Source organism: Litoribacter ruber (assembly GCF_018500185.1).
In the GTDB taxonomy this organism is placed as follows: domain Bacteria; phylum Bacteroidota; class Bacteroidia; order Cytophagales; family Cyclobacteriaceae; genus Litoribacter; species Litoribacter ruber.
Map to the genome: position 1 here is coordinate 190232 of NZ_JAHBGI010000005.1, position 26689 is coordinate 216920.

At 45.9% G+C, this 26689-nt stretch carries 24 protein-coding genes and 1 tRNA gene; 4 read left to right on the top strand and 21 right to left on the bottom strand.

Annotated elements, in window-relative coordinates:
• Window positions 1-54 precede the first annotated feature (54 nt).
• The 10 genes from KIH41_RS09300 to KIH41_RS09345 form a co-directional block, all read right to left on the bottom strand.
• The gene (locus KIH41_RS09300; RefSeq protein ID WP_214162212.1) at window positions 55-1017 is read right to left on the bottom strand and encodes an L-threonylcarbamoyladenylate synthase; all 963 of its coding nucleotides are present in this window, start codon (window positions 1015-1017) and stop codon (window positions 55-57) included.
• Complete coding sequence (locus KIH41_RS09305) at window positions 1017-1730, bottom strand: tetratricopeptide repeat protein (RefSeq protein ID WP_317194934.1); 714 nt, start codon at window positions 1728-1730, stop codon at window positions 1017-1019. Before KIH41_RS09305 ends, KIH41_RS09300 begins: the two co-directional genes overlap by 1 nt.
• Window positions 1731-1836: 106 nt before the next feature.
• A complete protein-coding gene (locus KIH41_RS09310) occupies window positions 1837-2286 on the bottom strand; it encodes an acyl-CoA thioesterase (RefSeq protein WP_213944802.1) in 450 nt (149 codons plus the stop codon).
• A 14-nt stretch (window positions 2287-2300) separates the two neighbouring features.
• Window positions 2301-2852: an NUDIX domain-containing protein gene (locus KIH41_RS09315; protein WP_213944801.1), complete on the bottom strand. Its 552-nt coding sequence runs from the start codon at window positions 2850-2852 to the stop codon at window positions 2301-2303.
• Window positions 2845-3435, bottom strand: coding sequence for a hypothetical protein (locus tag KIH41_RS09320; protein WP_214162213.1), 591 nt, complete (start codon window positions 3433-3435; stop codon window positions 2845-2847). Before KIH41_RS09320 ends, KIH41_RS09315 begins: the two co-directional genes overlap by 8 nt.
• A gap of 2 nt (window positions 3436-3437) precedes the next feature.
• The gene (locus tag KIH41_RS09325) at window positions 3438-5351 is read right to left on the bottom strand and encodes a RecQ family ATP-dependent DNA helicase (RefSeq protein WP_213944799.1); all 1914 of its coding nucleotides are present in this window, start codon (window positions 5349-5351) and stop codon (window positions 3438-3440) included.
• A gap of 1 nt (window position 5352) precedes the next feature.
• Window positions 5353-6129, bottom strand: coding sequence for an enoyl-CoA hydratase/isomerase family protein (locus tag KIH41_RS09330; protein ID WP_214162214.1), 777 nt, complete (start codon window positions 6127-6129; stop codon window positions 5353-5355).
• Between the two features lie 56 nt (window positions 6130-6185).
• A complete protein-coding gene (locus tag KIH41_RS09335) occupies window positions 6186-7853 on the bottom strand; it encodes a ComEC/Rec2 family competence protein (protein WP_214162215.1) in 1668 nt (555 codons plus the stop codon).
• Window positions 7854-7913: 60 nt separating this feature from the next.
• Entirely contained in the window at window positions 7914-8351 is a 438-nt protein-coding gene (locus tag KIH41_RS09340; RefSeq protein WP_214162216.1) for a GNAT family N-acetyltransferase, read from the bottom strand.
• Window positions 8320-9309, bottom strand: coding sequence for a PhoH family protein (locus KIH41_RS09345; RefSeq protein ID WP_214162217.1), 990 nt, complete (start codon window positions 9307-9309; stop codon window positions 8320-8322). Before KIH41_RS09345 ends, KIH41_RS09340 begins: the two co-directional genes overlap by 32 nt.
• A gap of 107 nt (window positions 9310-9416) precedes the next feature.
• On the opposite strand from KIH41_RS09345, the gene KIH41_RS09350 reads away from it, so the two are divergent.
• The 3 genes from KIH41_RS09350 (at window position 9417) to KIH41_RS09360 (ending at window position 10824) form a co-directional block, all read left to right on the top strand.
• Complete coding sequence (locus KIH41_RS09350; RefSeq protein ID WP_213944794.1) at window positions 9417-10190, top strand: SAM hydrolase/SAM-dependent halogenase family protein; 774 nt, start codon at window positions 9417-9419, stop codon at window positions 10188-10190.
• A 20-nt stretch (window positions 10191-10210) separates the two neighbouring features.
• The gene (locus KIH41_RS09355; RefSeq protein WP_214162218.1) at window positions 10211-10510 is read left to right on the top strand and encodes a putative quinol monooxygenase; all 300 of its coding nucleotides are present in this window, start codon (window positions 10211-10213) and stop codon (window positions 10508-10510) included.
• A gap of 232 nt (window positions 10511-10742) precedes the next feature.
• A tRNA-Leu gene (locus KIH41_RS09360) sits at window positions 10743-10824 on the top strand.
• Between the two features lie 359 nt (window positions 10825-11183).
• Here KIH41_RS09360 and KIH41_RS09365 read toward each other — a convergent pair.
• The 5 genes from KIH41_RS09365 to KIH41_RS09385 form a co-directional block, all read right to left on the bottom strand.
• Window positions 11184-11360 carry a type II toxin-antitoxin system HicA family toxin gene (locus KIH41_RS09365; RefSeq protein ID WP_214162326.1) on the bottom strand — a complete coding sequence of 59 codons (177 nt, stop codon included), beginning with the start codon at window positions 11358-11360 and terminating at the stop codon, window positions 11184-11186.
• A gap of 64 nt (window positions 11361-11424) precedes the next feature.
• Window positions 11425-11646 carry a type II toxin-antitoxin system HicB family antitoxin gene (locus KIH41_RS09370; RefSeq protein WP_213944792.1) on the bottom strand — a complete coding sequence of 74 codons (222 nt, stop codon included), beginning with the start codon at window positions 11644-11646 and terminating at the stop codon, window positions 11425-11427.
• A gap of 263 nt (window positions 11647-11909) precedes the next feature.
• Window positions 11910-12425, bottom strand: a complete 516-nt coding sequence (locus KIH41_RS09375) for a hypothetical protein (protein WP_214162219.1) — start codon at window positions 12423-12425, stop codon at window positions 11910-11912.
• A gap of 693 nt (window positions 12426-13118) precedes the next feature.
• Entirely contained in the window at window positions 13119-13577 is a 459-nt protein-coding gene (locus KIH41_RS09380; protein WP_214162220.1) for a hypothetical protein, read from the bottom strand.
• Between the two features lie 336 nt (window positions 13578-13913).
• On the bottom strand, window positions 13914-14675 hold the full coding sequence (locus KIH41_RS09385; protein ID WP_214162221.1) for a hypothetical protein: 762 nt from the start codon (window positions 14673-14675) through the stop codon (window positions 13914-13916).
• A gap of 223 nt (window positions 14676-14898) precedes the next feature.
• Between KIH41_RS09385 and KIH41_RS09390 the strand changes: the two genes are divergently transcribed.
• Window positions 14899-15720 carry a hypothetical protein gene (locus KIH41_RS09390; RefSeq protein WP_214162222.1) on the top strand — a complete coding sequence of 274 codons (822 nt, stop codon included), beginning with the start codon at window positions 14899-14901 and terminating at the stop codon, window positions 15718-15720.
• 183 nt (window positions 15721-15903) lie between these two features.
• On the opposite strand, the gene KIH41_RS09395 is transcribed toward KIH41_RS09390, so the two are convergent.
• The 6 genes from KIH41_RS09395 to porU2 all read right to left on the bottom strand — a co-directional run bounded on the left by KIH41_RS09395 (window position 15904) and on the right by porU2 (window position 26672).
• Window positions 15904-16404: a hypothetical protein gene (locus tag KIH41_RS09395; RefSeq protein ID WP_214162223.1), complete on the bottom strand. Its 501-nt coding sequence runs from the start codon at window positions 16402-16404 to the stop codon at window positions 15904-15906.
• A 247-nt stretch (window positions 16405-16651) separates the two neighbouring features.
• Window positions 16652-19357 (bottom strand): MSCRAMM family protein, encoded by a 2706-nt coding sequence (locus KIH41_RS09400; RefSeq protein WP_214162224.1) that lies wholly within the window; start codon window positions 19355-19357, stop codon window positions 16652-16654.
• Window positions 19358-19711: 354 nt separating this feature from the next.
• On the bottom strand, window positions 19712-20008 hold the full coding sequence (locus KIH41_RS09405) for a hypothetical protein (RefSeq protein ID WP_213944785.1): 297 nt from the start codon (window positions 20006-20008) through the stop codon (window positions 19712-19714).
• A 365-nt stretch (window positions 20009-20373) separates the two neighbouring features.
• On the bottom strand, window positions 20374-20976 hold the full coding sequence (locus KIH41_RS09410) for a thioredoxin family protein (RefSeq protein WP_394369803.1): 603 nt from the start codon (window positions 20974-20976) through the stop codon (window positions 20374-20376).
• A gap of 11 nt (window positions 20977-20987) precedes the next feature.
• Window positions 20988-21446, bottom strand: a complete 459-nt coding sequence (locus KIH41_RS09415) for a TlpA family protein disulfide reductase (protein ID WP_213944783.1) — start codon at window positions 21444-21446, stop codon at window positions 20988-20990.
• A gap of 228 nt (window positions 21447-21674) precedes the next feature.
• Entirely contained in the window at window positions 21675-26672 is a 4998-nt protein-coding gene (gene porU2, locus KIH41_RS09420) for a putative type IX secretion system sortase PorU2 (RefSeq protein ID WP_246539040.1), read from the bottom strand.
• Window positions 26673-26689: the final 17 nt, after the last annotated feature.

The following is a 26689-nucleotide window of genomic DNA, read 5'->3' on the forward strand; positions in this document are numbered from 1 at the left end:
AAAATTAAGTTAGAAAATTGATAATGGTTATCTGGGTATGTCTTTCGACTATCGCTATTGGGCAGCAGCCCTTCTCAATCTATCATTTATGGCTCGGCCCAAACTTTCTTCTGGGAGCAGTTCGGCCAAAATCACCGAAACCTTTGCCTCATCTAAATCCCTTAGTGCGCCAAAAAGTTTTTGGGCAGCCTCCTTAAAATCACCTTTTTGGCTCAATACCACCTGTCGATCGGCCGAAAGCCCGGGAAAGCTTTTCTCAAAACTCAACACCCCATAATCCTCACCTTTCTGCTCATACTCTTCCACCAAAGTGTCCAAATTGCCAAGTACAAAAGGCTTCCTAGGCGCATAATGGCTTTTCAGCATGCCAGGAGTTTTGGGATTACTGGATGAATGGGATAGCACCTTGACAGGCCCCACCACGGATTCCACCTCAGCCACATCCATCCCCCCCAATCGGTAAATCACAATCTCGCCTTCCTCCATACCTATAATCGTGCTTTCCAGCCCGACCTGGCATTCACCACCGTCAAGGATATAAGCAAGTTTATCCCCCAACTGATCGTTGACATGCTTGGCTTTAGTAGGACTGATGTATCCAAAAGGATTGGCGCTGGGAGCGGCCAATGGGAAATCCAGTTGACCCAAAAGTCCCTGTGTTAAGGGATGGTTGGGAATTCTTATCGCCACCTGATCCAGTCCGCTGGTCACCAGATCCGGGACTATGTCCTTTTTGGGCAACAAAAGCGTAAGAGGCCCTGGCCAATATTTTTCAGCCAGTTTTTTCAGCTCCTCGGGCAGCGATTTTACATATTTGGACACCTGCTCGATTTTTCCCACATGGATAATCAGGGGATCAAAACTCGGCCGGTTTTTGGTCTCAAAAATCTTGGAAACCGCTTGGGCATCCAGGGCATTTCCTGCAAGACCGTATACTGTTTCGGTTGGAATAGCGACAAGTTCTCCCTGCTCGAGAAGACTTTTAGCCTTTTGGATATTTTGACCTATCTCAGCCATTATTCCTCACCGCAAAACTCTTCAATCCACTCTTTAGCTTCCGTGAAGCCCAACTGCAAGGCGCTCTGTAGGTTTCTGCATCCTTCATCCTTCAAAGCCAAAGCACTCAGCTGGGTGATTCCCAATAGGTAAAATGCTGCACCGTTTCGAGTATCAATTTTCACGGCTCTACTTAAGGATTCAATGGCCTCCAAGGGCTGGTTGTTTTCCATTTCGGCCTTCCCTTTATAGAAAAATGCCTGTCCATGTTCCGGATTGGCCTGTAGCGTCATTTCAAAATCTAGAATGGCATCTTCAAATTCTTCCATTGCCAACAAAGTCACCCCTCTATTGTAATAGATATCTATCACCCCCGGGTCGAGGCTGCTGGCATAGTTATAATCCTGCAGGGCTTTCACATACTCCTCTTTTTCCAAGTAGGCATTTCCCCTATTGTAAAAAGGCTTGTAGGAAGCTGAATCCACAGCAATGGAGGCGTTGAAAGATGCTATAGCTTCATCATATTGCTCCATATTGAAATAGGCCACCCCTTTGGCATTGTGGGCCGAGGTGTTTTCAGGGTTTTTCTCAATAGCGCGGTCGAAGTATTCCACAGCTTTGGAATGGTTACCTGATTCCAGGTTTTCCACTCCTGCATCGAAAAGCTCCTGCTCCGAGGGAGAACAACTGACAAATATGAAAACGCAGATGAATAAACTTAGATATTTGATCACGGTAAAGGTGTTTTTTTGACAAATATAGAAAAACTTACAGGTATATCCGCAATCTCCCGTCTTCGGCTTCGGCCTTCCGTCTTCGGTCTTCCGTCTCTAATCTTCCCTATTCCCCCACTTTATCCAAAGCCCTCATCTTTGCCACATATTCTTCAGGGATTTCCGTAGGTCGGATGGTCTTCATATCCACGGTTACCATGGTCACATTGCCAGAGGCGAAAACTTTTTCAGCGCCCTTGGAAGTTTTGCCTGCCAATACCTGCTCCAGCACAAAGGAACTTTTGCCGATCTTGATGGTGCGGACATAACACTGTACCTCGTCCATCAGGTGGATAGGGCTCAAAAAATCCAAGCTGACATTGGCCACTACAGCCCCTGTACTCATCATGTCCCAGTCGCAAACCTTATAAAGGTAAACCGCCCTGGCGTGCTCGAAATAGTTGAAATAAATCCCGTTATTGACGTGCATATAGCCGTCGATATCCGAAAATTTGACTTGGATGGGGATAGAAAAGGAAAAGGAAGACTTTACATCTTCCATGGAATATTTATTCATTTAATTAGGTAAAGTTAAATTGCAAGTTGTGATTTGCTGGTTTTTTCCAGCATCCTCAAAATGGACGGCTGGTTGCCAACTAGGTCCTCCACGGTTTCGTAAGGCACCCAAGCCAGATCCTTGCTTTCAGGACTGATGACCAAGGGCTCATCGATAGATGCCTCTATCAGAAACCTCACATCATAATGAAAGTGCTCGGGATCTTTTTGATTGGCGGGGATGATATGCCTGTCAATATCGAAGATGGAAACATCCACAATGCGCAGTGAATTCAATCCGCTTTCTTCCCTGGCTTCTTTCATGGCCACTTCCAAAAGGTTTTCGTTTCCATCCGCATGTCCGCCCAATTGAAGCCAACGGTTAAGTTTGCGGTGGTGCGTCATCAGGGCGTGCGTCCTTCTTCGGTTTACTATCCAAGCAGAAGCGGTGAAATGTCCCTGCACCCGCTGACGGGAAAATGCCAGATCATCGTGCGTCAAAGCGATAAAGTCGCTTATGAACAGACTCTCCTCCTCAAAGGGGGTCCGGTAGTTTTCGAGTAATTTTCTTAATTGCAGCTTATTCATTGTGGTGATTAAACAATTGCTCAACAAATTCATCAAAAGGTTTGGCGTCTTGGTAGAGGCGGTCCGAATAAACGGTTACCAATACTGTGATATAACTCGGCTTATCATTGAAAAGAACTTTCTCCACACTTACGTTACCAAATAATTGATCAATTTTCTGGCCAAAATCCTTATCTTGAATGGGCGGTTTGAAATATTGTTTCTCAATTGTTTTTACTTCCGTACCTATGTCCTGGATTTTTCTGTCCTGACTGACCTTTCGATATCCCAAATCTACTATTCGCTGGCCAAATGCAAAGAAAAGATTGGAAAAAGAATGGAGTTCCAAGGGAGTTTGATAAAATAAGGCGAATCCATTGGCGTAAGGCGTGTTGTACAGCTTCACAAAAGGTTTTGCACTGATGGAAGCTTTCTGCAGGTGGTAGTTTTTATACACCATTTCCATCACCTCGGCCCCCTCACCGTACAGCCATTCCCTCACCTGCTCGGCATCGGCCTCTTTTTGGATGAAATTCTCCTTAAAAGCCACATTGCCCTGCTTGTTGCCGAATAGCTTTTCTACAATTTCATCCCAAAAACTCATAATCAGTTCATTTTTATCCTGCCGTCGGCGCCCCTCGCGATCAGCCCCTCATCTTCCAACTCCCGAAGTAGGGCTACGGTTTCCAAATCATTTTTTACAGCTACCTTTTCGGTCAGCTCGTCCATTGACAACGCCTGCCCACCCGACAAAGTTGCCAAAACCGCCTGTCGCAACCCCAAACTCCTGTCCATCACAGTACTCCTTTTCTTATTTTGCACACAAACATCACACACCCCGCATTCCTTCTCGGTGTCCTCCCCAAAATAATTCTGCAGCTGCACGGTCCTACAAATCCTATCCTGCTTGGTATAAGCTGTAATGGCCTGGGCCTTCTGTCTGGCGTTTTCCCGTCTCTCGGCAATCCTCTTTTGGTTGAGCGGCAATTTCCCCGCATCCATCCTGGCCGTCAGGAAAGTTACCTGTGGCTGATCCTTGCGCTTGTTGTAGGCCAGGATTCCCAAATTATCCATCTGCTCCAATTGCCTCACCACTTCCTGTTCTGGAATTTTTAGCGCCTGGGCCAATTTGTTTTCGTGGATCCTGAGGTACTCCACAAACAGCTCCCCGCCATAGGTCCTCAAAAGCACTTTTATCAAGGGATCCAATTTGCCATAGGACACCTGAAACTCATATAGTTTGCCGTGATTCACCAAAAAATGCAAAGTGGACGGCACAAAGAAGCTTTCGGTCAACTCGATCAGGTTTTCCTCCTGCAACACTTTCAAGGCATTATAGGTGGAAAGAACTTCTAAATTGTAGGTGTCGGTAAATTTTGAAATATCGAAATCAAAGCTACTCATCATGTTGCTGCCCACCGCTATCCGGTAATAATTGGCCAAACATTGATAAACCCGCTTGAGAAATTCTATAGGGGGATAGCTTTTTTCTGCCCTTTCGGCCAAAATCTGCAAATCCTTTTCATTGGCAAGCAGCACGGCATAAGCCTTCTTTTCATCCCTGCCCGCCCGCCCGGCTTCCTGGTAATAATTTTCGAGGTTTTCCGGCAGGTCCAAATGGATCACCGTCCGCACATCCGGCTTGTCGATCCCCATCCCAAAAGCATTGGTGGCCACGATTACCCTGACCTTCCCCGTGATCCAATCCTGCTGCCTGGCCTCACGCGTGGCATTGTCCAAACCGGCATGATAAAAAGTAGCGGAAATCCCCATATATGACAAGGCCTGGCTGACCTGCTTGGTAGCCTTGCGGTTTCTCAAATATACAATCGCACTTCCAGGGATTTTCTGCAGGATTTCAAAAGCTTTCTCTTCCTTATTTTCCACCATCCTGACAGAATAGGACAAGTTGGCCCTAGCAAATGATTTCTTAAAAACCTTGGGCTTGACCATTTTGAGCTTTTCCAAAATATCCTGCTGCACCACATCGGTAGCAGAAGCGGTAAGGGCAATCACGGGAACCTTGGGGTGGATCTCCCTGAGTTCGGCTATTTCTAGGTAAGGCGGTCGAAAATCATAACCCCATTGGGAAATACAATGCGCCTCATCCACGGCAATCATATTGACCTTCATCTGCTTTACCCGTTCGCGGAAAAGCTCGGTTTTTAGCCTTTCGGGAGATACATAGAGAAACCTGTAATTGCCGTATATACAATTATCCAGCACCGTATCGATTTCCCTTTTTCGCATCCCAGAATATACTGCCACCGCCAACACCCCCTTTTTGCGGAGGTTATCCACCTGGTCTTTCATCAACGCGATCAAGGGACTCACCACGATGCAGATCCCTTCCTTCATCAGGGCTGGCACCTGAAAACAGATGGACTTCCCGCCCCCGGTGGGCAATAGCGCCAAGGTATCTTGCCCACCCGCTACCGAAAGGACAATATCCTCCTGCATGGGCCTGAAATCATCAAACCCATAAACTTGCTTGAGTACACTTAGCGCTTTTGTTTTCAATCTACCAGGTGATTTTTTCTTTGTTCAAAAATGCGGCAATCCCCTTCTGACAGTCCTCTGTACCCCTTGCCTTGGCGTTGATTTTGGCAGCATGCTCGAGACCATCAGCAAGGTCCATGCCCTGCACTTCGGCAATCATCTGCTTGGTAAGCCCCATGGCCAAACCGGAGTTTTGATTAATCAGCTTTTGGGCAAAATCATATACTTCAGAGGCAAGGTTTTCAGCCTCCACCACCGTGTTTATCAACCCGTAATCTTTGGCCACTTCCGCTTCAATAAGTTCAGCACCCAGCAGCAATTCCTTGCTTTTCCCTTCGCCAATTTTCCTCAAAAGGAAAACCTTCACGATCGCTGGCACAAAGCCTATCCGCACTTCAGTATAGCCAAATTTTGCCTCCGGCACACTGAAGGAAAAGTCGCAGACCGTCGCCAAACCACAGCCACCAGCCAAAGCATGGCCCTGGATTTCCGCGATCACCACCTTGGGAAGTGTGTAGATCAGGTGAAAAAGCTCTTTGAGGCTCTTGCTGTCCTGCAGGTTTTCCTCATAAGTATTGCTCTGTAGCGCCTGCAGCGAGGCCAAGTCAGCTCCCGAACAAAACACTTTGCCCGCTGCGCGGATCACGATGACTTTGGCCTTGTCTGTAGCCGCCATCTTGTTGAGTGCCTTTTTGAGATCGGCCACCATATCAGCATTCAGGGCATTTCTCTTTTCGGGTTTGTTGAGGGTGATATAACCTATCCGGTCTTTGATTTCTGTGGTTATTTGGGTTTCCATATCTGTTTTTTTGGTCAAAAAGTATTCTTGTCTTTCATCAAAATTAGAAAAATAAATCAGTCCAGAGTTAACTTATCAAGGCTTTTATCCTTAAGCAAACTTACTGATTTGTCCAGAGGCTTTATTAAGCCCGGCTTTCCGCTGCCAATCACCTTGACCCAATTATGCACCCCTCCCAAAAAAACCAGCAGCATTATGCCAATCAAAACTTTCCTGTTGGGAGCATGGAAAAGCAACAGCATCAAAGAAACCAGGACATAATACCCAAAGATCTCAAAGCCATCCATACCGATATTGGCAATTTTGGAGTAGGGCAAATCCTGAATGAAAAACATGGCCGCATTAAACCCTCCGATTAATAAACCCAAACCTTTTCCCAGCCATATGGCTGCAAATGTCCAACCTGACAAAAGCAGGAATGGAATCCCAATAGCCATAATGAAAAAGGCCCCGGGGATGGCTACCAAATTGGAGAACATGAAGTAGACCGGAAACTGCTGAAAATAATACCCCGAGATCGGAAAAGTCCCCAACTGTGCCGCAATTCCCACAGAGGTGATGACCCAAAAATAACCAAGCACCCTGTTTTTAGGCAGCCACAATTTTACCATAAGGGGCTGAAAAAGCAATATGCCCAGCAATGCGGCATAGGAAAGCTGAAACCCCACATTGTACACCATGTTTGGGTCAAAAACCAGAATCAACATGGCCGAAATGGCTACCGCATTGAAAACGGAAGGAGACCTTGACTGCATTTGAGCTAGCGCCATCAGGGTAAACATGGTAGCCGACCTCAGCACCGAGGGGGACAGCCCAGTGACGAAGGCATAGCCCCAAATCAGAATAATAAGCCCAGACAGGAAAAGGAATCTTTTGAAAGTGGGTAAGTCATTGGGTTTGAAAAACAGAAAGAAAAATCCGTAAATTATCCCCACATGCAAGCCGGAAACCGCCAGCACATGCATGGCCCCCGCAGTACTGAATGCCTCCGTGATTTCCTTATCCAGATTTCTTTTCTGCCCCAGCAGGAGGGCCTTGGCAATCTGCCTGCTGCTTTCGCTTGGCAAATAAAGCTCTATTTGCTCAGCATAATAGCCTCTCCAATCTTCAAAGAAAAACCTTAAGGGATTGTTGCTGACTTTATCAATTACCTTCAAGTCCGACACAAACATGGAATGAAAGATCTGCTGCCTAGCCAAGAATTTTGGATAATCAAACCCTTCCGAATTGGCAAAACCTGTTGCCCGTTGCAGTGGCTGTCCTACCAGAATCACATCCCCGGGATTGAGGCTGTCCTTATGGTAGATGATTACCCTACCCTCGCTTTTCACCCAACCCTCAGCTATTTCCACCTCCAGAATATTTACGAGGTTTCTATTGCTTTTGGGCTTGGGTTCGTCCCTATCCTGCGCCACGCCAATCCAAGCTTTTACCTCTTCGGAATTTACGATATGTATCGGATTTCTCAAGACGTCCTGTTTACCGCTCAGGACCAAGCCAAAAGAAAAGCAAACTGCATAGGCAGCTATAGATAGCGGAAGTTTTTGGGAAAAGCCTTTCTGAAATAGACTTTGACTCAGCAAAAAATAGTAACCCGCAAAACAAAACAGGAATCCTCCATACAGCCAATAGATTTCCAATTCACCCATCCCGGCATAGCACAGAATGCCCAAAGTGAAAAACACCGTATACCGGACAAAAGGGTAGTCCCCAAAATGAAGCATAAAAAAGTCAGTTGAAAAATATCCAACTGAAAATAAGCATTTTAAACGAAAAAAGATACCTTAAAGGTATCTTTTCATTTTGTAATGTTCGATTTCACACTCCGAGAAGATATCCCCCTCTTTTTCAAAATTGAACTTCTCATACAAAGGCACCGCAGCTAGCTGGGCATGCATGTAAAGCAATTGCCCTTTGGCGGCCTCTTCCCTGGCGATGTCGTCAACGACTGCCTTGACCAAAGCCTGCCCCACTCCTTTGCCTCTCATTTCCTTCAATACGGCAAACCGCTCCAGCTTTACGCCGTTGTCGGTATACCGCCAGCGGGCCGTACCTGCAGGCACGCCGTCCAGCAGGGCCAGAAAGTGTGTGGAAGTCTCCTCAAACTCATCGTATTCCTCTTCGGGATGTACGTTTTGCTCAAAGACAAAAACCTCCTGCCTTATATTGAAAATGGCCGTGAGGGCCTCCTCAGTTTTTATTTTGGTTATTTCGATATTCATTTTTCCTTCTCTCCTTTTCTTGATCATCTCTATCATAAGCTTCTATTATAGATTTTACCAACCTGTGACGGATCACATCCTTTCCGCTAAGGTTGACCACACCTATACCGTTTACATCCTTCAATACGCCAAGCGCTACGCTCAAACCTGACTTTTGCCGGGTAGGAAGATCGACTTGGGACTGATCACCTGTCACTATTACTTTTGAATTTGGCCCCATACGGGTCAAAAACATCTTGATTTGTTCACTGGTCGTGTTTTGAGCTTCATCCAATAACACAAACGCGTCGTGCAGAGTTCGTCCCCTCATATAGGCCAGGGGGGCGATTTCGATCACGCGCGTTTCTTGATAAAACTTCAATTTTTCAGCCGGCACCATGTCGCTGAGCGCATCGTAGATCGGCCTCAAATACGGGTCAAGCTTCTCCTGAAGATCGCCTGGCAAAAAACCGAGGTTTTCACCGGCTTCCACCGCTGGCCTGGTGATGATGATCCGCTTCACCTCCCTGTTTTTCAGCGCCCGCACCGCCAATGCCACGGCTATGTAGGTTTTACCCGTACCGGCAGGCCCAAGGGCAAACACCAGGTCGTTTTGATAGCTGGCCTCCACTAGCTTGCGCTGGTTGGCAGACTTGGGCTTGATCACCAAACCTTTATTACCGAAAACAATCACATCATTCTTTGGCGAAGCCTCAAATGGCACCCCTCCCATCTCGATATACTCCTTGACATTATCCGGGGTCACCTGACCGAAACGGTTGAAATGCTGCAGGAGCATGTTGAGGATATCGTTGATACGTAGGATTTCAGGCGCCCGGCCCTGTATGCGGATCTCATTTCCCCTGGAAACGATCTTGCTCTGTGGAAAAGCAGCGGCAATTTGGCGAATATTCTCATTTTCCGTACCCAGAAACTCCAGTAGCGGAATATTCTCTAATGTAATTATTTTCTCTACCAATCCTTTTCTCTCGATTTAAAGGTTATTTGATTATTCTACGTAAGAATAAAATTCTATTTTTGTTTTTAAGATACTAACAAAAATACAAAATTAATTAACTTGATTCTATGGCCTTAGTAACATTCACCTCGGATTTTGGCGATACCGACTTTTATGTGCCTGCCGTGAAAGCCAAAATGCTTTCCATAAATCCTCAGTTGAATATCGTGGACATTTCCCATAAAATCAAACCTTATGACATTGCCCATGCGGCTTTTTTGTTGCGCTCGGTGTACCGCAACTTCCCAAAGGGGACCATCCACCTGGTAGCCATCAACAGCACCAGCAGTATGACAGATGGCTTTATTGGCATCAAACTCAATGAGCATATTTTTATAGGTCCGAACAACGGCGTGTTAAGCATGTTGTCGGACACCGATCCCGGCATTATAGTACAATTTGCTGACATCCACATTAAAGACAGCACATTTCCTGCCAAAGACATCTTGGCACCTATCGCAGCGAAGGTCGCCAGCGGCGCGGCCATACATGATTTTGGAGGACCGCTAAATTCCATAAAAAGAATGCTGTCCCGACAATTCAAGGCCACCAAAAAGGAGATTGTTGGCTATGTCATCCATGTGGATAATTATGAAAACCTTATCACCAACATCCCCAAAGATGTGTTTGACAAACTCAATCCGGGTAAATTTACCATAGAATTCAGCCGGGAAGTGCTCCACAGCCTCAATGATTCCTACGATACCGTGGAGCCGGGCGACTGTTTTGCTTTCTTTAACAGCCTGGGGCTGCTGGAAATCGGAATCAACCACGGGGAGGGGGCCAAATTGCTGGGTCTCCGACTGGACAGCCCCGTTTTTATCCATTTCGAACAAGATTAAACCTTAACCACCCTTTACCTATGTTGATCAGGACCGTGCGCATGACCTTTCAGCCAAACAAGGCAGATGAATTCCTGGAGATCTTCAATTCAAGCAAGAAAATGATCCGAAATTTCCCGGGCTGCACCCATCTGGAACTTTGGCAGGACTATCATCAGAAAAATATTTTCACCACCTTCAGCCATTGGGAAGATGAGGAGGCGCTGAACAATTACCGTGATTCTGAACTCTTTAGATCGACCTGGAAGAAAACCAAGGCACTTTTCCAGGAAAAACCGGTCGCCCATAGTCAAAAAAAATCACAGGAAGTGACCCCCTAGTATTGCACGATTAAAATTCTTTCCCCATATTTGCACTCCGATCAGCAAGCAACGAAAACACTGAAAGAGTGGTGGACATGCATCAAAGCTGAAAGGAACACAGACTACATGTCAAAGACATGCCCAGGTGGCGGACCTGCCTGCCGGCAAAGGCAGGATCGGTAGACGCGTTGGTCTCAAACACGATATTCGCAGTTTACAAGAAACTGATTTTATATATTAAAAGTAAAATGCCCAGATGGCGGAATCGGTAGACGCGTTGGTCTCAAACACCAATGCCGCAAGGCGTGCCGGTTCGACTCCGGCTCTGGGTACACTGGCCGAAAAGCTCTCGAAAGAGGGCTTTTCTTTTTTTAAAGCCATTTTTTTTAGACTCATAATTTTTCTCCTTATGCCGATCTTTGTATATGCAATCAAAAGCTTGGTCAGAAACTTCCCCATTCTCCCTCATTCTAACCGAAGAATTCCCGTCTAGAACGGAAGCACGAAAAAGAGAAAAGTTTCTGAAAGCGGGGAGCGGAAAAAAGTACTTAAAATCTTTATAAGAGCACTCAAACACCAATGCCGCAAGGCGTGCCGGTTCGACCCTGCCTGCGTGCCAAGGCACGCAGGTCCGGCCCTGGGTACAAGGACTCCTTTTAGGAGTCCTTATTTTTTTAACGAAAGTGCATACTTAAATGAGGTCATCTTTACTCAACCCCACCTGTTTTAAAATACTTAATAGCGTACCTTTTTTCATATCTAAAGAATAGACTGGCACTATAACTCTTAGTCCATTGGGATGGCGAAATAAGTGATGACTTCCTTTACTTCTCTCTAGGCTAAAACCATGAGTTTCCAGAATTTTGATGAGTTGTTTGGAGTAACGCTTTTCATTTAGCTTAAAAAATAAAGCAGTATTAAAAACTTATATTTCACGCTACTGTTATGGATATTTCCAGGTTTTCACTGTCATTAGGCACTTCTTCCCCCTCTGCCTCAAGATCTTCTACGTAAAGATCAATCGCCTCTTTGGCCATGGCTTTAGCCTCTTCAATACTTTCTCCCCAAGTTTCACATCCAGGTAGCGAAGGGACAATTACTGTATACCCGCCTTCCGGTTCTGGTTTTAGTATGATACGAAATGTTCTGCTCATGGTAACTATAACGAAAAAGTAGAACTTTGAGTTTATCCTGTTTCTGAGACCCGTCTCCCTTCATGATCCTTACTTGAAATCACAGAATTATCTCAAAAAAGAAAAAATCGGGAAATCGTAAAAGGAAAGCGTAACGTAACCGCCAACATTGCCCTAAAACTGGAAAAAGAATTGGGGATTGCTGCAGAATTCTGGATATCCCTTCAGATGGATTATGACTTATATATAGAACGGAGGAAATTACAGACAGCGTAAGCCATTACCTAATATGGAAGATCTTCCTTTCCTCCTAAATCCGATTTTCCGGGATCCTCAAACCCCTCCCCTTCATTCAGCTTATCATAATTCTCTAAACATGGACAGTACTCCTTGAATTCGCATCCCGAAGGATCGCCTGTGCAGAAATCTATCCCTATAAATCCAAAGTTCACGATTTCGGTCTTGGAATCCAGGGTTTCCACCATCATCCTATAGGCAATATGCGCAGGCAACTTGTTTGGCAAAGAAATATCCAGATTCCAGGAACTCATCATCCGCTCAAAAGCTTTGCAGACCAGTTTCATTTCCTTTACGGAAAGCTGTTCAGCCGGCGGAAAATCCTCGGACTGTAAGCCACAGTAGTGGCCAAATGTATGCTCAGGCTCTGCACGGCTGAGATACTTCTCTACAGCCTCAAAGTGTCCCTCCAGCGGATCCTCCCAGGGCGACTCTTCCATCTGCGGCTCCGCACGATGGGCATTGGCAATATCTTGAAGCAAATAAGGAATGTATAGATGCATAGGCTAAAAATTGAAAAAGATGACACAAAAAATCCGATGATCTAATATACTAAAAAACAACATCTTAGTCTCACATCACCCCGCAAAAAATTATTAACAATTCGGGACATCTGCAGCTCAACTAACCCGATAACACACCGGACTGCTGTTACCCTTTGAAGAAGATAGTTGACTCCTTATTAACTCCATAAGCTCCCTCTTCTTCTCCAAACCCACCTCCGCATAAGGAGGCCCAACCCATATTTTATATTTTCTTACTTTCATCTATACTTAATTCTTTTTTGAAGCCTGGGCCATGGTCGAAGAATTATAGACGCTTTGATATATGCATGGCAAATGCTTAATGGTACAAAGTACTAGGTACCAAGTACAAAGTACACCGCAAGACTAACCGCTTTGTGATATTGTTTTTAGGCCTTTCTGATATTTACCGCTCCTACTCTCGGTACCCTCCCTCGGCGCTTCGCTCCTCGGATGGGGTATCAAAGCCACAAGAATTACTTCATTAATCACTATCTCGCGACTCGGGGGAATCATGCGGCGTTCATTATTCATAATTCAATTATCCTCGAAGAAGAAACTCCGTGTAACTCTGTGCCAAACTCTGCGGAACTCCGTGCCCCTTTCCTTTCCGCGCAGAAGCCGTTGTGGACTTCTTTTAAACTTCGTGCCCTTAGTGACCCATTTCAATGCTCATTGCTGGCTCACCGTATACACCAGACTCACCCGGAAGTTCCCCGGGGCATAGTACCTTTCCATCAAATCTGCACGGTAGTCTATATCAAACTGGTTTCCGGGCCGGCTATTGTCGCCTCTGCGCCCGCTGTTGAGGACTTGGCTGCTGCCGCTGATGGGCAGGTAATTTTGGTTACCATTCACACGGACTTGCAGCACCTCCACGGGCAGCTCAGAACCCCCTTCTTCGGTAAGGAAATAATCGCTTTCGGCCCTTACGCTCAGGTTCCAGTCCTTATTAGACCGAATGCCTATACTACTGGCCCCGATGAGTTCCATGCCCTGCTCCACCTGCTGGCGGTCGGTAAACTCAAACCTGGCCTCCCCGCCTAGGTTGTTTTTCAGATCCAGCCCCATCACCTCATGGATGACAATACGGACTTGGTCAGTGGCGGTGGTATTATTACTCTGGGCCATAAGATCATTATTTGCCCTTATATTTAAAACACCAAACAAAATAGCGAACATAAAGAATCTCATCATCATTCTCCCTCCTTCTAGTTAAATTATCAGTCCGTGATATACCTAAGTATACGGACAAAAAGTTCATAAGGATAAAAGAGAATGGCTTGCTAAAATGTTTGAGTAATGTGACGAAATTAGCTGATTAAAGTCACTGAAAGCAAGGTAGGTAGGAAAATTTATGATAAAATTATCTGTTGATTTTATGCAAAAACAGAGATATTTAACATGAGGAAATGCGGAATTATAGGGGAGAAGAGCGAAATTTATGCTCTACAAAATATAAAAATTTTAATCAAGTCCACACGCTATACGATAATTTAGCAGGGGAGTGTAAGTTTGCGGTGGATGTATGAAGTCCGCAACTGTTCTAATACCAAGAGATAGTGATTTAACCCCTCTTTCCCCTGACCCGACAATTACTTCATCTGCTTCCGTAATTAAACTTGGAGAATTATCTTTTACAACATATATATTAGGCCTAGCTATATCCATATCAGACCCATTTTGATTTAAAGTTAAATATAGCTCCCATGAAACATTACTCTTGATAGAAAATTCAGAATATTTTTCATGGGTAATGCCATTCTCCGAAATCAACTTCGCAATTTCATTAAATTGAAATGGAGGTGTATTAGATGGCAATATATCGCAAGTACAACGTTTTTTTATACTCACATCAACTTCAAAGGTCGCATCATAAATAGTTGCGGAGTTATCTTTTTGTATAATAATCAAGTCAAATTTAACACTATTAAATCCACCAGGTAAATTATACCCCAGAGGCATCATACTTATATCGAAGGTTCGGTTTGGAAAACTAGTGTTTCCGGATACAGTATTATTTTCTCTGCTAAAAATTGACCTGAAATCTGGCCCCAAATCTAGATCAACTCCATTTTCATTCTTAATCCTGAAATAGCTTGCCCAACCTTGAAAGCCTGTTGCCAACCTGACTTGAACATCAAATCCAGTATTGTGTGCGCTTAGCTGAACGGCTATACTCCCCACTTGTTGAATCGTATTTGAAAGGGACTCAGGATCATATGACATCGACATCAAATTCGAATAATTATTTGAAATGGAATGAACAGTCCTATTGGTCCCCCCCTGCCCATTTGCATTATAGGCAGTAACTAAGAAAACTATGAATAAAATAAATCTAGGAGATCTCAAAACAATTATCTTTGTCCAAAATTAAGTCTTACAGCTTTCTCCACAAAACAAAAATCGCTTATTTGCGGAAAACTTTAAGATAAATAACAGAATACCTTTCATGAAATACATTTTACATAAGTTTAAATTGAAATTATCCTGTTTGACTGTCATGGGTCTTCTGGTGGTAGGCACTCTATCAGCCCAAAACATCAGCGTCTACCCCACTACCTTGGACTTCAACCTTTCGGCGGGCAACAGCCAGGTGCAGCGGGTGGCGGTGACCAATGTATCCAACAAGGAGATCTTCATCGAGGCGGAACTGGGGGACTGGCTGAGGGATCCTATGGGAAACCACCAGTATTTCAAATCCGACACCCTCGACCGCTCCCTTGGCCCACACCTCACCATGGACCGCAACTTCACCAGCATAGCACCGGGAGAGACCGAGGATGTGCAGCTGACACTATCCCTGCCAGGCGAGCCAGAACTCAACGAAGCCATGCGCTGGAGCATGCTCTTCATTACGGGAGTGGAACCCAAGGCTGATATAGAGGAAGAAAACACCGGACAGGTTCGTACCCAGATCAGGGAAGTATTCCGCTTCGGTATCCACATCTACCAGACCCCTCCAACTCTCACCAAAAAGTCCGCAGAAATCTATGATTTATTCTTAAATGAAGAAGGCCAGATCCAACTGGAAATGAAAAACACTGGGGAATATATGCTGCAATGCAAAGCCCATTTGGAACTGGTACACCTGGAATCAGGTAAGGAAATCAAAACTGAAAAGAGGGAGTTTCCTGTTTTTCCGGAGGGAGAAAGAAAGCTGTTGTTTGAAAAACCGGAAGGATTGGAAAATGGAGAATATGCGGTTATGGCGGTGATTGATTTTGATCCGAATATGCCGATGGAAGCGGTGGAGACGGTGATAGCACTTTAAAAGTATAAATCTTAATTTTATAAATAATCAGCTCAAATGATCAAGTGGTTAGCTAAAACAAAATCTTAAAGAGCTACTTTCTTAATATATCTATAAATATAACTAGAATTAACATCAAAAAAGGTTGTCAACTTAATTTTGACAACCTTTTTTGATGTTAATTTAAAAAAATCATACTTAAGTTTATTGCTGAGTCAAAACATATTGAACCTCTACATCATAATTCCCTGGATCTACATTCAAGCCTGGAGTAATATGGTAATTAACAACTCTGTGATTAACATTACCAGCTCCCCTATCACCACTTGCTACATTCTGAGGGGCACTTGTTAATACCTTTCGTGAATCAGCAACATCATCAATAAAAAGTTCAAACATAAATCCGTCCTTAGTATCTAAGCCAGTTTCTTTAAAATCAACCTTTGCATTTATAGTCCAATTTTTGTTAGAGCGAACTTCTAATACCCCTGCCTTATCCGGCAACCCTTCTTCAAGTTCATCTAAAGTATTAAACTGAAATACATTATTACCCTCGCTTGAATTAAAGGTTAATTCTGCAAGACTTATTATTTGGATAGTCACCAACTGTTGATCATTAGCGGTAGCATTAACACCTCCCTGCCCCATCGAAAACTGCACTGCACTCACTACTAAAAACGCGGATAATAAAATCTTCTTAATCATTGTATTTTTTTTAAGGTTTGAATTTGTTGTTCGGGTGTTTTATCAAGTGTCACAAAAGTATATTCTGTTTCACATATTTCAAAACGAAATACAATTTATTTGACACTAAATCCGTTAATTTTTATTCAAAATACAAATAAGTGATTTTACCTATTTTTCTTATTCACTTTTAACCATATGGTTTTAAGCCATTTACGAAATAATCATCCGCTATCCACATAGTTCTTTTTACCAGTCACCTTCAGAACTATCTTCGGCTTATTCTTCGGATATTCATGTCCCTGGCCTTTTGGCGGATGGTAAAATGAACCTCGCAGCGCCCGTTATCCAGCAGATCTACGGATTGGCTGCTGTTCTCGATCTGGTATTTGTCAGCCGATAAGCCCGCCGAACTTAGGGTCACGATGTATCTTCCCGAAGGCACGTTGAGCAGAAACTCCCCTTTACTGTTCACAATGGTCTCATATTGTTCGCCCTTTTCGTTCACCACATTCACTTTCATACCCTGAGGATTGAACCTGTCAGTCTGGTTGTCGTCATGGATCACCCTAACTGAGCCCTTGATGAACTTGCTCTTTATAAACGGTACGCCATAAGCCCCACCCTTATAAGTGGTGAAGTGCTGCTCCACTCCCTTGGCAGGCACCCAGCCCACCAGATTCCGCATGTTGCGCATCTCGAGGGTGTACTCGCCATCTTCCACGTTTTTGTAGGTGATCACCCCTTCCGCATCAGTCATCGCCATTCGGCCATTGACCATCACATATTCGTTGGCTATCACTTCTTCACCGGCATCCCATACCCCATTGCGGTTTTCATCCTTGAAGAACTTCAGCTTGACATCATGGTATTTTCTGATCCCCACAGTAGGCACGCTAAGCTTTTTCCCCAAGTTGAAATTGACAAAGCTGTTGTTTCGGCTTAGCATATTCAGGGACACGGATAGTCCGCCATAAAAACCTGCTTTGGGAAGATTAAAGCGGAAGGAATTTCTCACGAAAAGCATCTCACGATCAAAGAACACGTTGTCCTTGAAATATTCCGCCTGGGTGTTGTTGCTGAATTGGGCGCCGTTTTTAAGGGTTTTGGTAAAATCCACATAGGGGCCGGCCTGTATCCGCTGGGGAAGGATATTGTCCTCAAAGTCCCGCACTACCTCATTGTAAAAATTAGGCCCACGGTCCACTCGGCCCCTAATCCCAAAACTCCTATAGCTCAAGTTGAAATTGTTGGTCACGGCAATCCTGCTGTACACATCCTCCAGACCTTCCAGCGTCACATAGCTGAGCGCCGAGTTCAGGGAAAATCTCACAGGAAGATTGCCCCCATAATTATAGGTCCAGGCAGTTCTAAGGTACTGCGCCATTGGCCCGGCCTGCATGGCAAAGCGCTGCTCCATATAAGAAAAGGTTCCGCTCATCCTGGCCTTCTTATAGGCAAAACTATTTCGCACCCCCGTCTCCTTCAGTTGCATCGCGTCCACCACGTAGATGCTGTCAGGGGTGAAGATCATCGGCCTTCTAGCGGTCTGGTTGTGGAAAGCAGAAAGCTCGTAATTCTTCCAGGATTTCCTCACCTGGTGCCGCTGATAAGAAAAACCCCTGTTGATCCCGATAAAGGTGTCGGAATAGTTGTTGATCTGGGAAATGGCGCTGAAACCGTTTTTTTGATATGCCACCTCGTAGCCCCATAGGTGGCCTTCGGTCAATCGGCCTTGGAAGTTGTCAAATTCATTTGAATAACCGCCCGAAACACCCACCGTCCAGGCTCTGTTGATCTGATACTGCAGGCTTTTGGTAAAGAGGTAATTGTAGCTGCCGCTTTGGTAATCATAATTGGCAAAATGATGAACCGTGCCCGCCACATCCTGGGCATATTTGAACCCTCCCGAATAATCCACCTGATAAAGGGGATCCATACGGCTCTGGCTGACGGTCAGGTCATGGAATTCCTTATCAGATTTATGGTAGCTCATGCCTGCTCCGTAACCGTTGATCAGGAAGTCGGTAAATTTGATGATAGTACCGGCGGTGTAGGTAAAGTCGCCTTTTCTATAATGGGCCTGATATAGAGAGTTGGGCCCACCAAGATGTCCCATACCGTCCGTACGCATGTTGATGCCCAAGGCTTGATCATTGTGGAGTTCTATCGATCCTGCAAGGTTAAGAAACATCATGGGACGTCCCAGACTGCTGCGAAAACCCTGAACTTCCATTGTCAAGGGGATATCATAATAGGCATTCTGCTGCTGCCTGATTTCGGAGCCGACCAGCTGAATATTACCGGTCATTTCCTTTTTGCCATCAAAGCCATCTCTCAAGGAAAATCTGATTTGGTCAAGTTCCAGGTCAGCAAGGGAGGTTTCCGCTACAGGAAAACTCAACCGGATCAAGGTATCCCTTTTGGCCTCCAGTGCGAAAAACAGGCGCTCATCTATCAGCTTTTGACCTTTCTGGCTCGTGGATCTAAGGGTGAATTCCTCCCGTCGATTCCCCCTGTTCTGCACGTTGAGCTCAAACTCCACCATGTCCTCATACTGGACCAGCACTTGGTTATTAGTCAAATTCGCTCTCCAATTTCTGGTTTCCTGGGTTTTGATCACAAAGTCGAAAGGCTCGAGAAGCTCCTGCGTATCCTGCATGAGGATCTGAAAGCTTACCGGATCCGCCCTGAAGTCACTTTCCTGATGATATCGGTAAGAAAAACGGATGGGAAGGATGATTTGCTGACCCGGTCCGATATTGATAGTGCGCTCAAGATCAGAGATCATCCTGATCTTATCGGTATCCAAAAGCTGTACTTTGATATTTACCGCCTGGGGGGAAGGGTTGGCAATAATCAGCCTGTTTAGGCCTAAATCATTCTCGTTAAGGTTAATTTCTTTCTCCGAAAAATGATATTCCAAAATATTTTCGAAGTTTCCGAACTGCTGGGCCGTGGAAATTTGGCTCAAGCAACATAGCAATAGACAAGAAACAATCCCCTTTAGTGCTAATCGGAACATGGATACTTTATACGCTTCAAATGCAACAGGACTACACCTGCCACAGGTTATTTTGTAAGCGACTCAAAACAAAGTATTTAGGACACAAACCCTTTCACACCTTTCCTGATCTACCAAATATTCGTCTGAATCGTATGCAAAAGTATAAGATCCGATTAGATTAACAAGCGAAAAAGTGGATATATTATGCGTTTTTTATTATATGAATTATATCGTACTATGTACTAAGTACTATGTACTAAGCTTCAACTGCGGCAACAAAACCCCTTCTTAGTACATTGTACCTAGTACCTAGTACAACATTTAAACACCCTTAACCGGGAAATCATAAAAATACTTCTCCCCGTTCACCACGATGATGTATTGGTGTGTCTTGTATTCCTCAGGCAAGGGCAGCAGGTCGTCGATGAAGGAAAACTCCTCGCTGATCTTTGGGGGGATGCCCTTGTTGTGGGCCATCAGGAAGTGCATAAAATCCTCCGGCACATAATATATAAAAGGCTTCATTTCCTTATCCGGGTGGTCAACTTTAAAAGCATCCTGGGTCTTTTGGTGGTTTTCAAGGAGCACGGATTTCTCCTTATCGGTCAATGTTCTCATAAACTTGAATATTAAAAATGTTGGTTATTGGGTAATATAGCAATTGTTATGCCTTGAAAAATTGTACTAGGCGTCTGGGTACCAAGTACCAGGTACCAGGTACCAAGTACTTCTAGGACTGGGCTTGATTTTAGGCCATTTTGAGGTCCTCCTGTCATTTACGGCCCCTATCCCCGTAACCCTCCCTCCGAGCTTCGCTCTACGGATGGGGTATGTTTTAATGACCACAATGGCCACAAAGGGCACAAAAATATAAACATGCATGTGCGAAGAAGCCTTTGTGCCACTTCTTTGAAACTTTGTGCTCTTCGTGACCATTTTATCCGCGAAGAGGCTCTCCCGTCTCCGGTCTTCCGTCTTCCGTCTTATTTCCTAAACTTTATCGTGCACCCAATCGCCTTGGTGCTGGTTTCGGCGATCTGTCGGTCGTTCAGCAGGGCATCCACTGCTTCTTCCACATACCTCTCCGTCACCTCACTGGCGTCCCTATAGTTGTTATCTATTGCCCCAATATACTTCACCACCAATTCATCATCCTGCTTCTGCAATAGATACACCTCAGGCGTACGGGTGGCGCCGTAGGCATTCACGATTTCCTGGCTTTCGTCGTACACATAGGCAAAGGGGAAGTTTTTATCCCTGGCCCTTTCCTGCATCTTCTCAAAACTGTCTCCCGGAGAAAGCGCCTCGTCATTGGGGTTGATGGCGATCACAGGGTATCCTTTAGGCGCATACTTTTCGTGCAGCTCCATCATCCTGTCTTCATATGCCACAACATAGGGGCAGGTGTTGCAGGAAAAAATCACCAGAAAACCCTTGGCGTCCTCATGGTCGGCCATCGAAACGGTCTCACCATCCACATTCTTGAGTTCAAAATCCCTCGCGGTGTCACCTACCTGGTAACCGCTTTTCTGCGCCATTGCGCCCGTAAAAACTAGGGCAAGCAGCATTGTCATTAAAAACCTCATGTTTCTCATATTTATTTAAGTTTATTGATAAAATCCTTCAGTTCCTGCTCGCTCATTTCACCTTCGTGAAAATGCCGCTTTCCATTAGCATCTATAAATAAGGTGGCCGGGATAGCCCCTGACCAATCATCACTCACCTTGCCAATCCAGCGGTTGTAATCAATATCATCCAGCAGCACCACCGGGGAGGTGATGTTTCTCTTTTCCATAAAGTTTTCCACCCTATCCGGCTTTCTGCCATCATCCAGGGACACAAACATCAGTTCCACTCCTTCTGACCTGCTCACTGTCTGAAAGTGCGGCATCTCCTTGATGCAAGGTGCACACCAAGTCGCCCAAAAATTATACACCCGAATCCCGTCCGACGGAGCTTCTATTATTTCCTCAAACTCCTCAAAGGAAACAATCTTCAATTTCCCGTCACTGTGGAAAAGCCCGAAAGCAAGGAGGGCTATTATAATGCTTTTCATATATTCATTTTTTGGTACAAAGTACCAGGTACCAAGTACCAAGTACGGATTACAACACCTTCCAGGTCTATTAAAATATATCGAGACCTGAAAGGTTTTATTCTTCATTATCTATAAAATCCCCGCGCCGCGCCCTTTGCGTTTTTTCCCGTTGCGTCGTTGCGTGAAATCTCTGCGCACTTTGCGTTTTTCCCCATTGCGCCTTTGCGTGAAACCTTTTCCTAAAGCTTACCTCAACAAATACATCTTCCCATAACCCTTCTTAAAGGCCTTGTCTCCCGCAGTGGCCCGATGCTCCATAAATTGTCCGTTCTGCAGCACCAGTACTCTATAGATATACACCCCGTTTGCCAATTGGTCACCAAATTCATCCTTGCCATTCCAGGCATATTCCGTGATATTATTGCCTATCCTCAGCGGGCCAAGTTCATCTTGAAAAATCTCACGAACCACCTTGCCGGTAACCGTCATGATCTGGATTTTGATCTGGTCAGGCACCTGCGTGCCGGTGACTGTAAATACAAAACGTACATTTGTACTAAAGGGATTCGGATAGGGGTAAAAATTCGTGATCTGGGCCTCATTTACCACCTCAAAATTGATCTCGTAAGGCTTTTCAGCCTCTTGGCTGTTTTCACTGTTGTTGCTGATCCGAAGCGTGTACATCCCATCCTCTAGCGGACCCGGTTTTAACTCGACCTTGAAATCACTCTCATCTGTAGCCGGAAACCATTTCAGTTTGGAACTGCTGAAATTCACCCGCTCAAATACACAGGTTTCGCACTGTCTTTTCAACATCACCTCCATTCCCACGGTATCTTTTTTATGCATGAGGCTGTTCACATCCTTCAAAGAAGCCGCCACCAGCACCGTGGGCGACACAATATCCCCATCCATGATATATACCCCGTCAAAACTCACATCCAAAACGGGCCTGCTGTCATCGGGAATTACCATAAAATACCCGGGCAGGTCTACGATATTATTTTGGTAGGATTGCTCCAAAACTTCCCGAGGGTTTACAAATACATTCAAGTTGTTTTTTCCAGCACGTCCCCCAGAAGCGAAATGCACCTCAAAAGCATGGTTTTCTCCTGCCGGAACTGGAGGTATCTTGGTGGAAAAACGCTCAAACTTCCTTAAGTCCGTGTTATGGAAACTCCATTCCACAGTAAGGGAGTCGGTGAAGTCATGTCTGGAAATGTTACTGAATTCAAATTGAAGTTCTTCCTCCTCGCCTTCCCTCATCTGGATCTGCTTTTGGGTACCTTTGAAAACCAGCACACCCTCCGGCACCCCGGTGTAATTGACCTGCCAATAATTTAGTTGGCTGGGTTTGTCTGCTTCGGGATTATCCATGGCATACCTTAGGCGGAGAAAAGGATATTGCCCAGCATTGAGGGAAGCCAATGAAAGCTCGTTTTCCTGCAGTTTTTCAAACAGCACCACTTCCTCTCCATCCTCGGTTACCCCGATCAGATCCATGCTGGTATTTTCCTGGTTGAAAAGATCATTGCGCTTGATGTATTGGAAAAGCGCTCCCCATTCGCTCGCCGGCCCTACTTTAGGCGAAATGATGCTTCCCGCGGTATAATGCCCTTCCACCGACTTTTCGAAGGTCAAAATCTGCTCATTGGTTTCCTGCTCCCCATTTCGCTCCGGCACTATTTCGATGGCCTCCCCGGGTTTCATTCCCTTTCGCCCAAAAAGAATATAAGGATCCCCAGTGCGCAGGTTTCGAAGCGTGGCCTCATTGGCCCCAAATTCCTTCAGTTTGATATAGGCCGCATCCGGCCAATCGGAAAAGGTCACATTCCCCACCGAAAAGATCAAAACATAATCGCCATCAGCCACCCCATCCACATAGTCGAGCAACATTTGGTTGCCTCCCACCAGATTGTTGTTTCGTATGGATTGGATAATTTGCGGCACCCGGCCACAGCTGCGCCCATCCAGCACATCAAAACCTGCCGGCGGGAAGACCAGATACGGAGTAAGGTCTTTGGCCTGAAAAGAAAGTAGGCCCAATGAACCGTTGGGACAGGTTCTGTTGCCGGCCTCCAAGATGTAGGAAATGCCATCCATCAAAAACTCGGTGTTTGTAAAGCTCAAACCCTCCGTCTGGCTGCCAAAGGTCATCACTCGAAGGTCCAGGTTGACACCTTCAAACCTCCACTCCCTTCGCGGCTCGTCGATTTCTATTTGGTATAGGCCGTTGTTTCTGAACTGGGGGAGCTTGCGCTGGGTCCAACCTTCCGGATTGTCCTTGATATAGGAAAAAGAAGATTCATTCCATCCGTCATCCTCACCCTCCCGGGGCTCCATAAATTTGGTCCTCCAATATAAAGTCAGGGAATCCTTCTGCCCTACCAACCCTTCAAAATCCACCTCCCATTTTGCCAATCCCGTAGTAAGCACTCTGGTTTCCCTTCGCACCGCACTGCTGAAACTTGGCACCGTATCCATCTGGAACATGACCGTTCGGGGGTCTGATGAAAGAGCCGTCACCTGGGCAATCAGGGTCGCCTCAGGCTTTTCCACAATACTGTAGGCCAACGGCATCAAGTTGGTGGTCCCGTTGAGCTGGATAAATTCGGAAATGGTCACCGAGTTGTTCTGGTAAGTCAGCTCATCCACAGTCCTTTCGGAATTGAGGTTGATGGTGAAAAAGTTTTCCCCAAAAGCATTGAGGTCCCGGTTTGGAATGGGAAAGGTGACCGTGTCGGCCCGGAAAACAGGCGGCAAGGTCATCGGCTCATATTGGATAACCGTCCCATCGGGCAGCCTCCGCGACACTTCCACCTTGAAACTATCCAGATCCACCCGGCCAATATTACGCGCCAAAAACTTCAAGTTTAAAGTATCGGATAGCACACTCATACCACCCTCTACTCTGCTTTCAAGAGTGACTTCCTCTGCCTTGATTGCGTAATCCGCTTTGTTTGCTGGGAAAAGTTTTGCCGCCGGATCCCCCAGCATCACCATCATCGTAGCATGTGAGCGGTAAAGCGGTCCTGCCCCATATCGGCTGTAAAGGTGTTTTTCTGCCTCAATCCGCACTTTACCTATGGATTGGTGGATGAGTGAAGAGTCAGAAAAGGCTTTCAGGTAAATCGACTCCGAATACCTCCTCAGATAGATATCCACACCCAAATTGGAGTGGGCAATAAAATTGGAAGAGCCCGCATCCCTGGCCAGCACCCAGTCTTCCCCAAAGGTGTACGGGGTACCATAAGCATTTCCGGCATCACATCCGTTGAGCAGCAGCATTGGGTAGCGCCCCTTGTTGGCATAACCCATCTGCGGATCACTGGCAAAGCCTATTTCGATATCGATGAGAGCCGGTGAGGCATGACCAAAAAAGGTCACCATAGCCGCCCCCTGATTGACCTCATCGGAGATGTTGATAAGTTCCACTGTAGCATTGGACCTCTTCCTAAAGGTCTTCACGCTGCCTCCTAAGTAAATATCCTCGGCTATGTTTTTGAAGCCATTGAGAAAATTGAAATAGCGGTTGAGTTCAAGGGCTGAAAGGCCACCACTCAGGTGGATGATGTTTTTTTGCCAGGGTTCCTGTACACCCAGCGCCTCTTTTTCCTTTATCTTATCCAGATAGGAAGCCACCTCATCGGGATTCCGTGCCGGCACCCTGCCCAATGCGATGGCCTGGAGCTCCGGGTTTTCAGGATCCAGGTTTTGCACAAAATTATTGTCGGCATAGGGATACCCAGCCGGTGGCACCAAGTCCTGCCATTCAAATGCTCCTGGATTTCTTCTGTAGGTATAATTCACCCCGTCCACCCTTCGGGTACTAAACATCCCCAGTGCCCTGCCCAAAAGCAGCAGGTATTCGGGTTTGTTCTTGGGATAATAGGCCCTCAAAAATTCGTAAATGGCCAAAGGGCTCTTTTCCCCAAAGGAAAACTGGTTGTAAAGTTGGTCCATATTGACCGTTAGGGTATCGAAACCTCCCCCGGCGGGACTGGCGCGGTAGGCCGCATAGGCGGCCACGGGGTCCCCGTAGGAGGCTGCGGGACGTCTCAGCGACTGGTGGCTGATCATGACATAATTGGCCGGCTGGCTGGCAACATCCCGGAAGCGAAATCGTCTCATGCGGTCCACATTTTTGATCTGGCTGCTCCTCTGGAGAAGGACTTTGCGCCCCTCGGCAGCACCCCCACCGGGAATATGCAGCTCATTGCCAACCTTTTGAAAAGCCAGAACCCGCGGATTGTCCCTATCGTTGATCTCAAAACCAACGTAATCAGCGCTCACGCCAGATAAGGTCAGCCTTTCCACTCCCCGGTTGATATCAAAGGTGGCCTGATCAAAGTCCCCCGCCGAAGCCCTTTTTGGATAATTGAGCTTCAGGAAGCTCAGGGAAACATTATCCACATCCGACTCTCCCCCCAGGGATCGAACACGGATCACAATGCTGCCATCACTGTTGTAATCGGTCGGAAGCAGGTTAAACTCCACATTTCGGACCTCATATTCATCATAGGTCACCCGAAGAACCTCCCGTAAAGAATTGGCGTTGGGTCCAGCGCTGATGGCTGTTTGATGGGTGGCACCGGCTCTGCCGATGAGGTTCATCTCCACCCGGTGCTCACCTGCTGCCATGACCTCCCCCAAATTGGTCAAGCTGAAATCCAGATGGTTATTTCTCTGGATGATTGGTCCCATCCAGCCCTGTCCCCTATCGTACTCGGGCATCCATATTCCCGGATGATAAATGGGCCCCAAGTTATATTGGTCATGAAAAACCAACAATCTTTCTGCTTGGTAAATATCTACCGAAGGAGCCGAGAGATTTACCGCTGGGGTTTGATTCATACGCAGCCCCCTCACGCCAGGTGTTACGGTCAGAAAATATGCCGTGGTGTCATTATGGGTGTTGTAGTAGGGGTTTGGCATATCGGCAGGGTTGTTGTAAAGCCGATAATCCAAGGTAGCATCGTTCTTTTTGCCCACAAAAGTGATATGGTCGCCCGGGTCAAAGCGGCCATCCTGCTGCCCCTGCACCAAAATCGGAACCTCCTCCCCTCTATGGTACAACCTTATGTCCCGCGGGTCCACCTGGTTGACATTGATGCCGGAAGCGGAAAAGGCGGTGTAGCTGATTCTGTAAACGCCGTCTTCAGCAGTTTCTATTTTGTAATAGTCCCGATGGAAATCTATCCACTGGCTTTGGGCGGTTGCCCAAAGTGGAAATAAAAGAGTCATCGTCAAAAGGAGCCTGT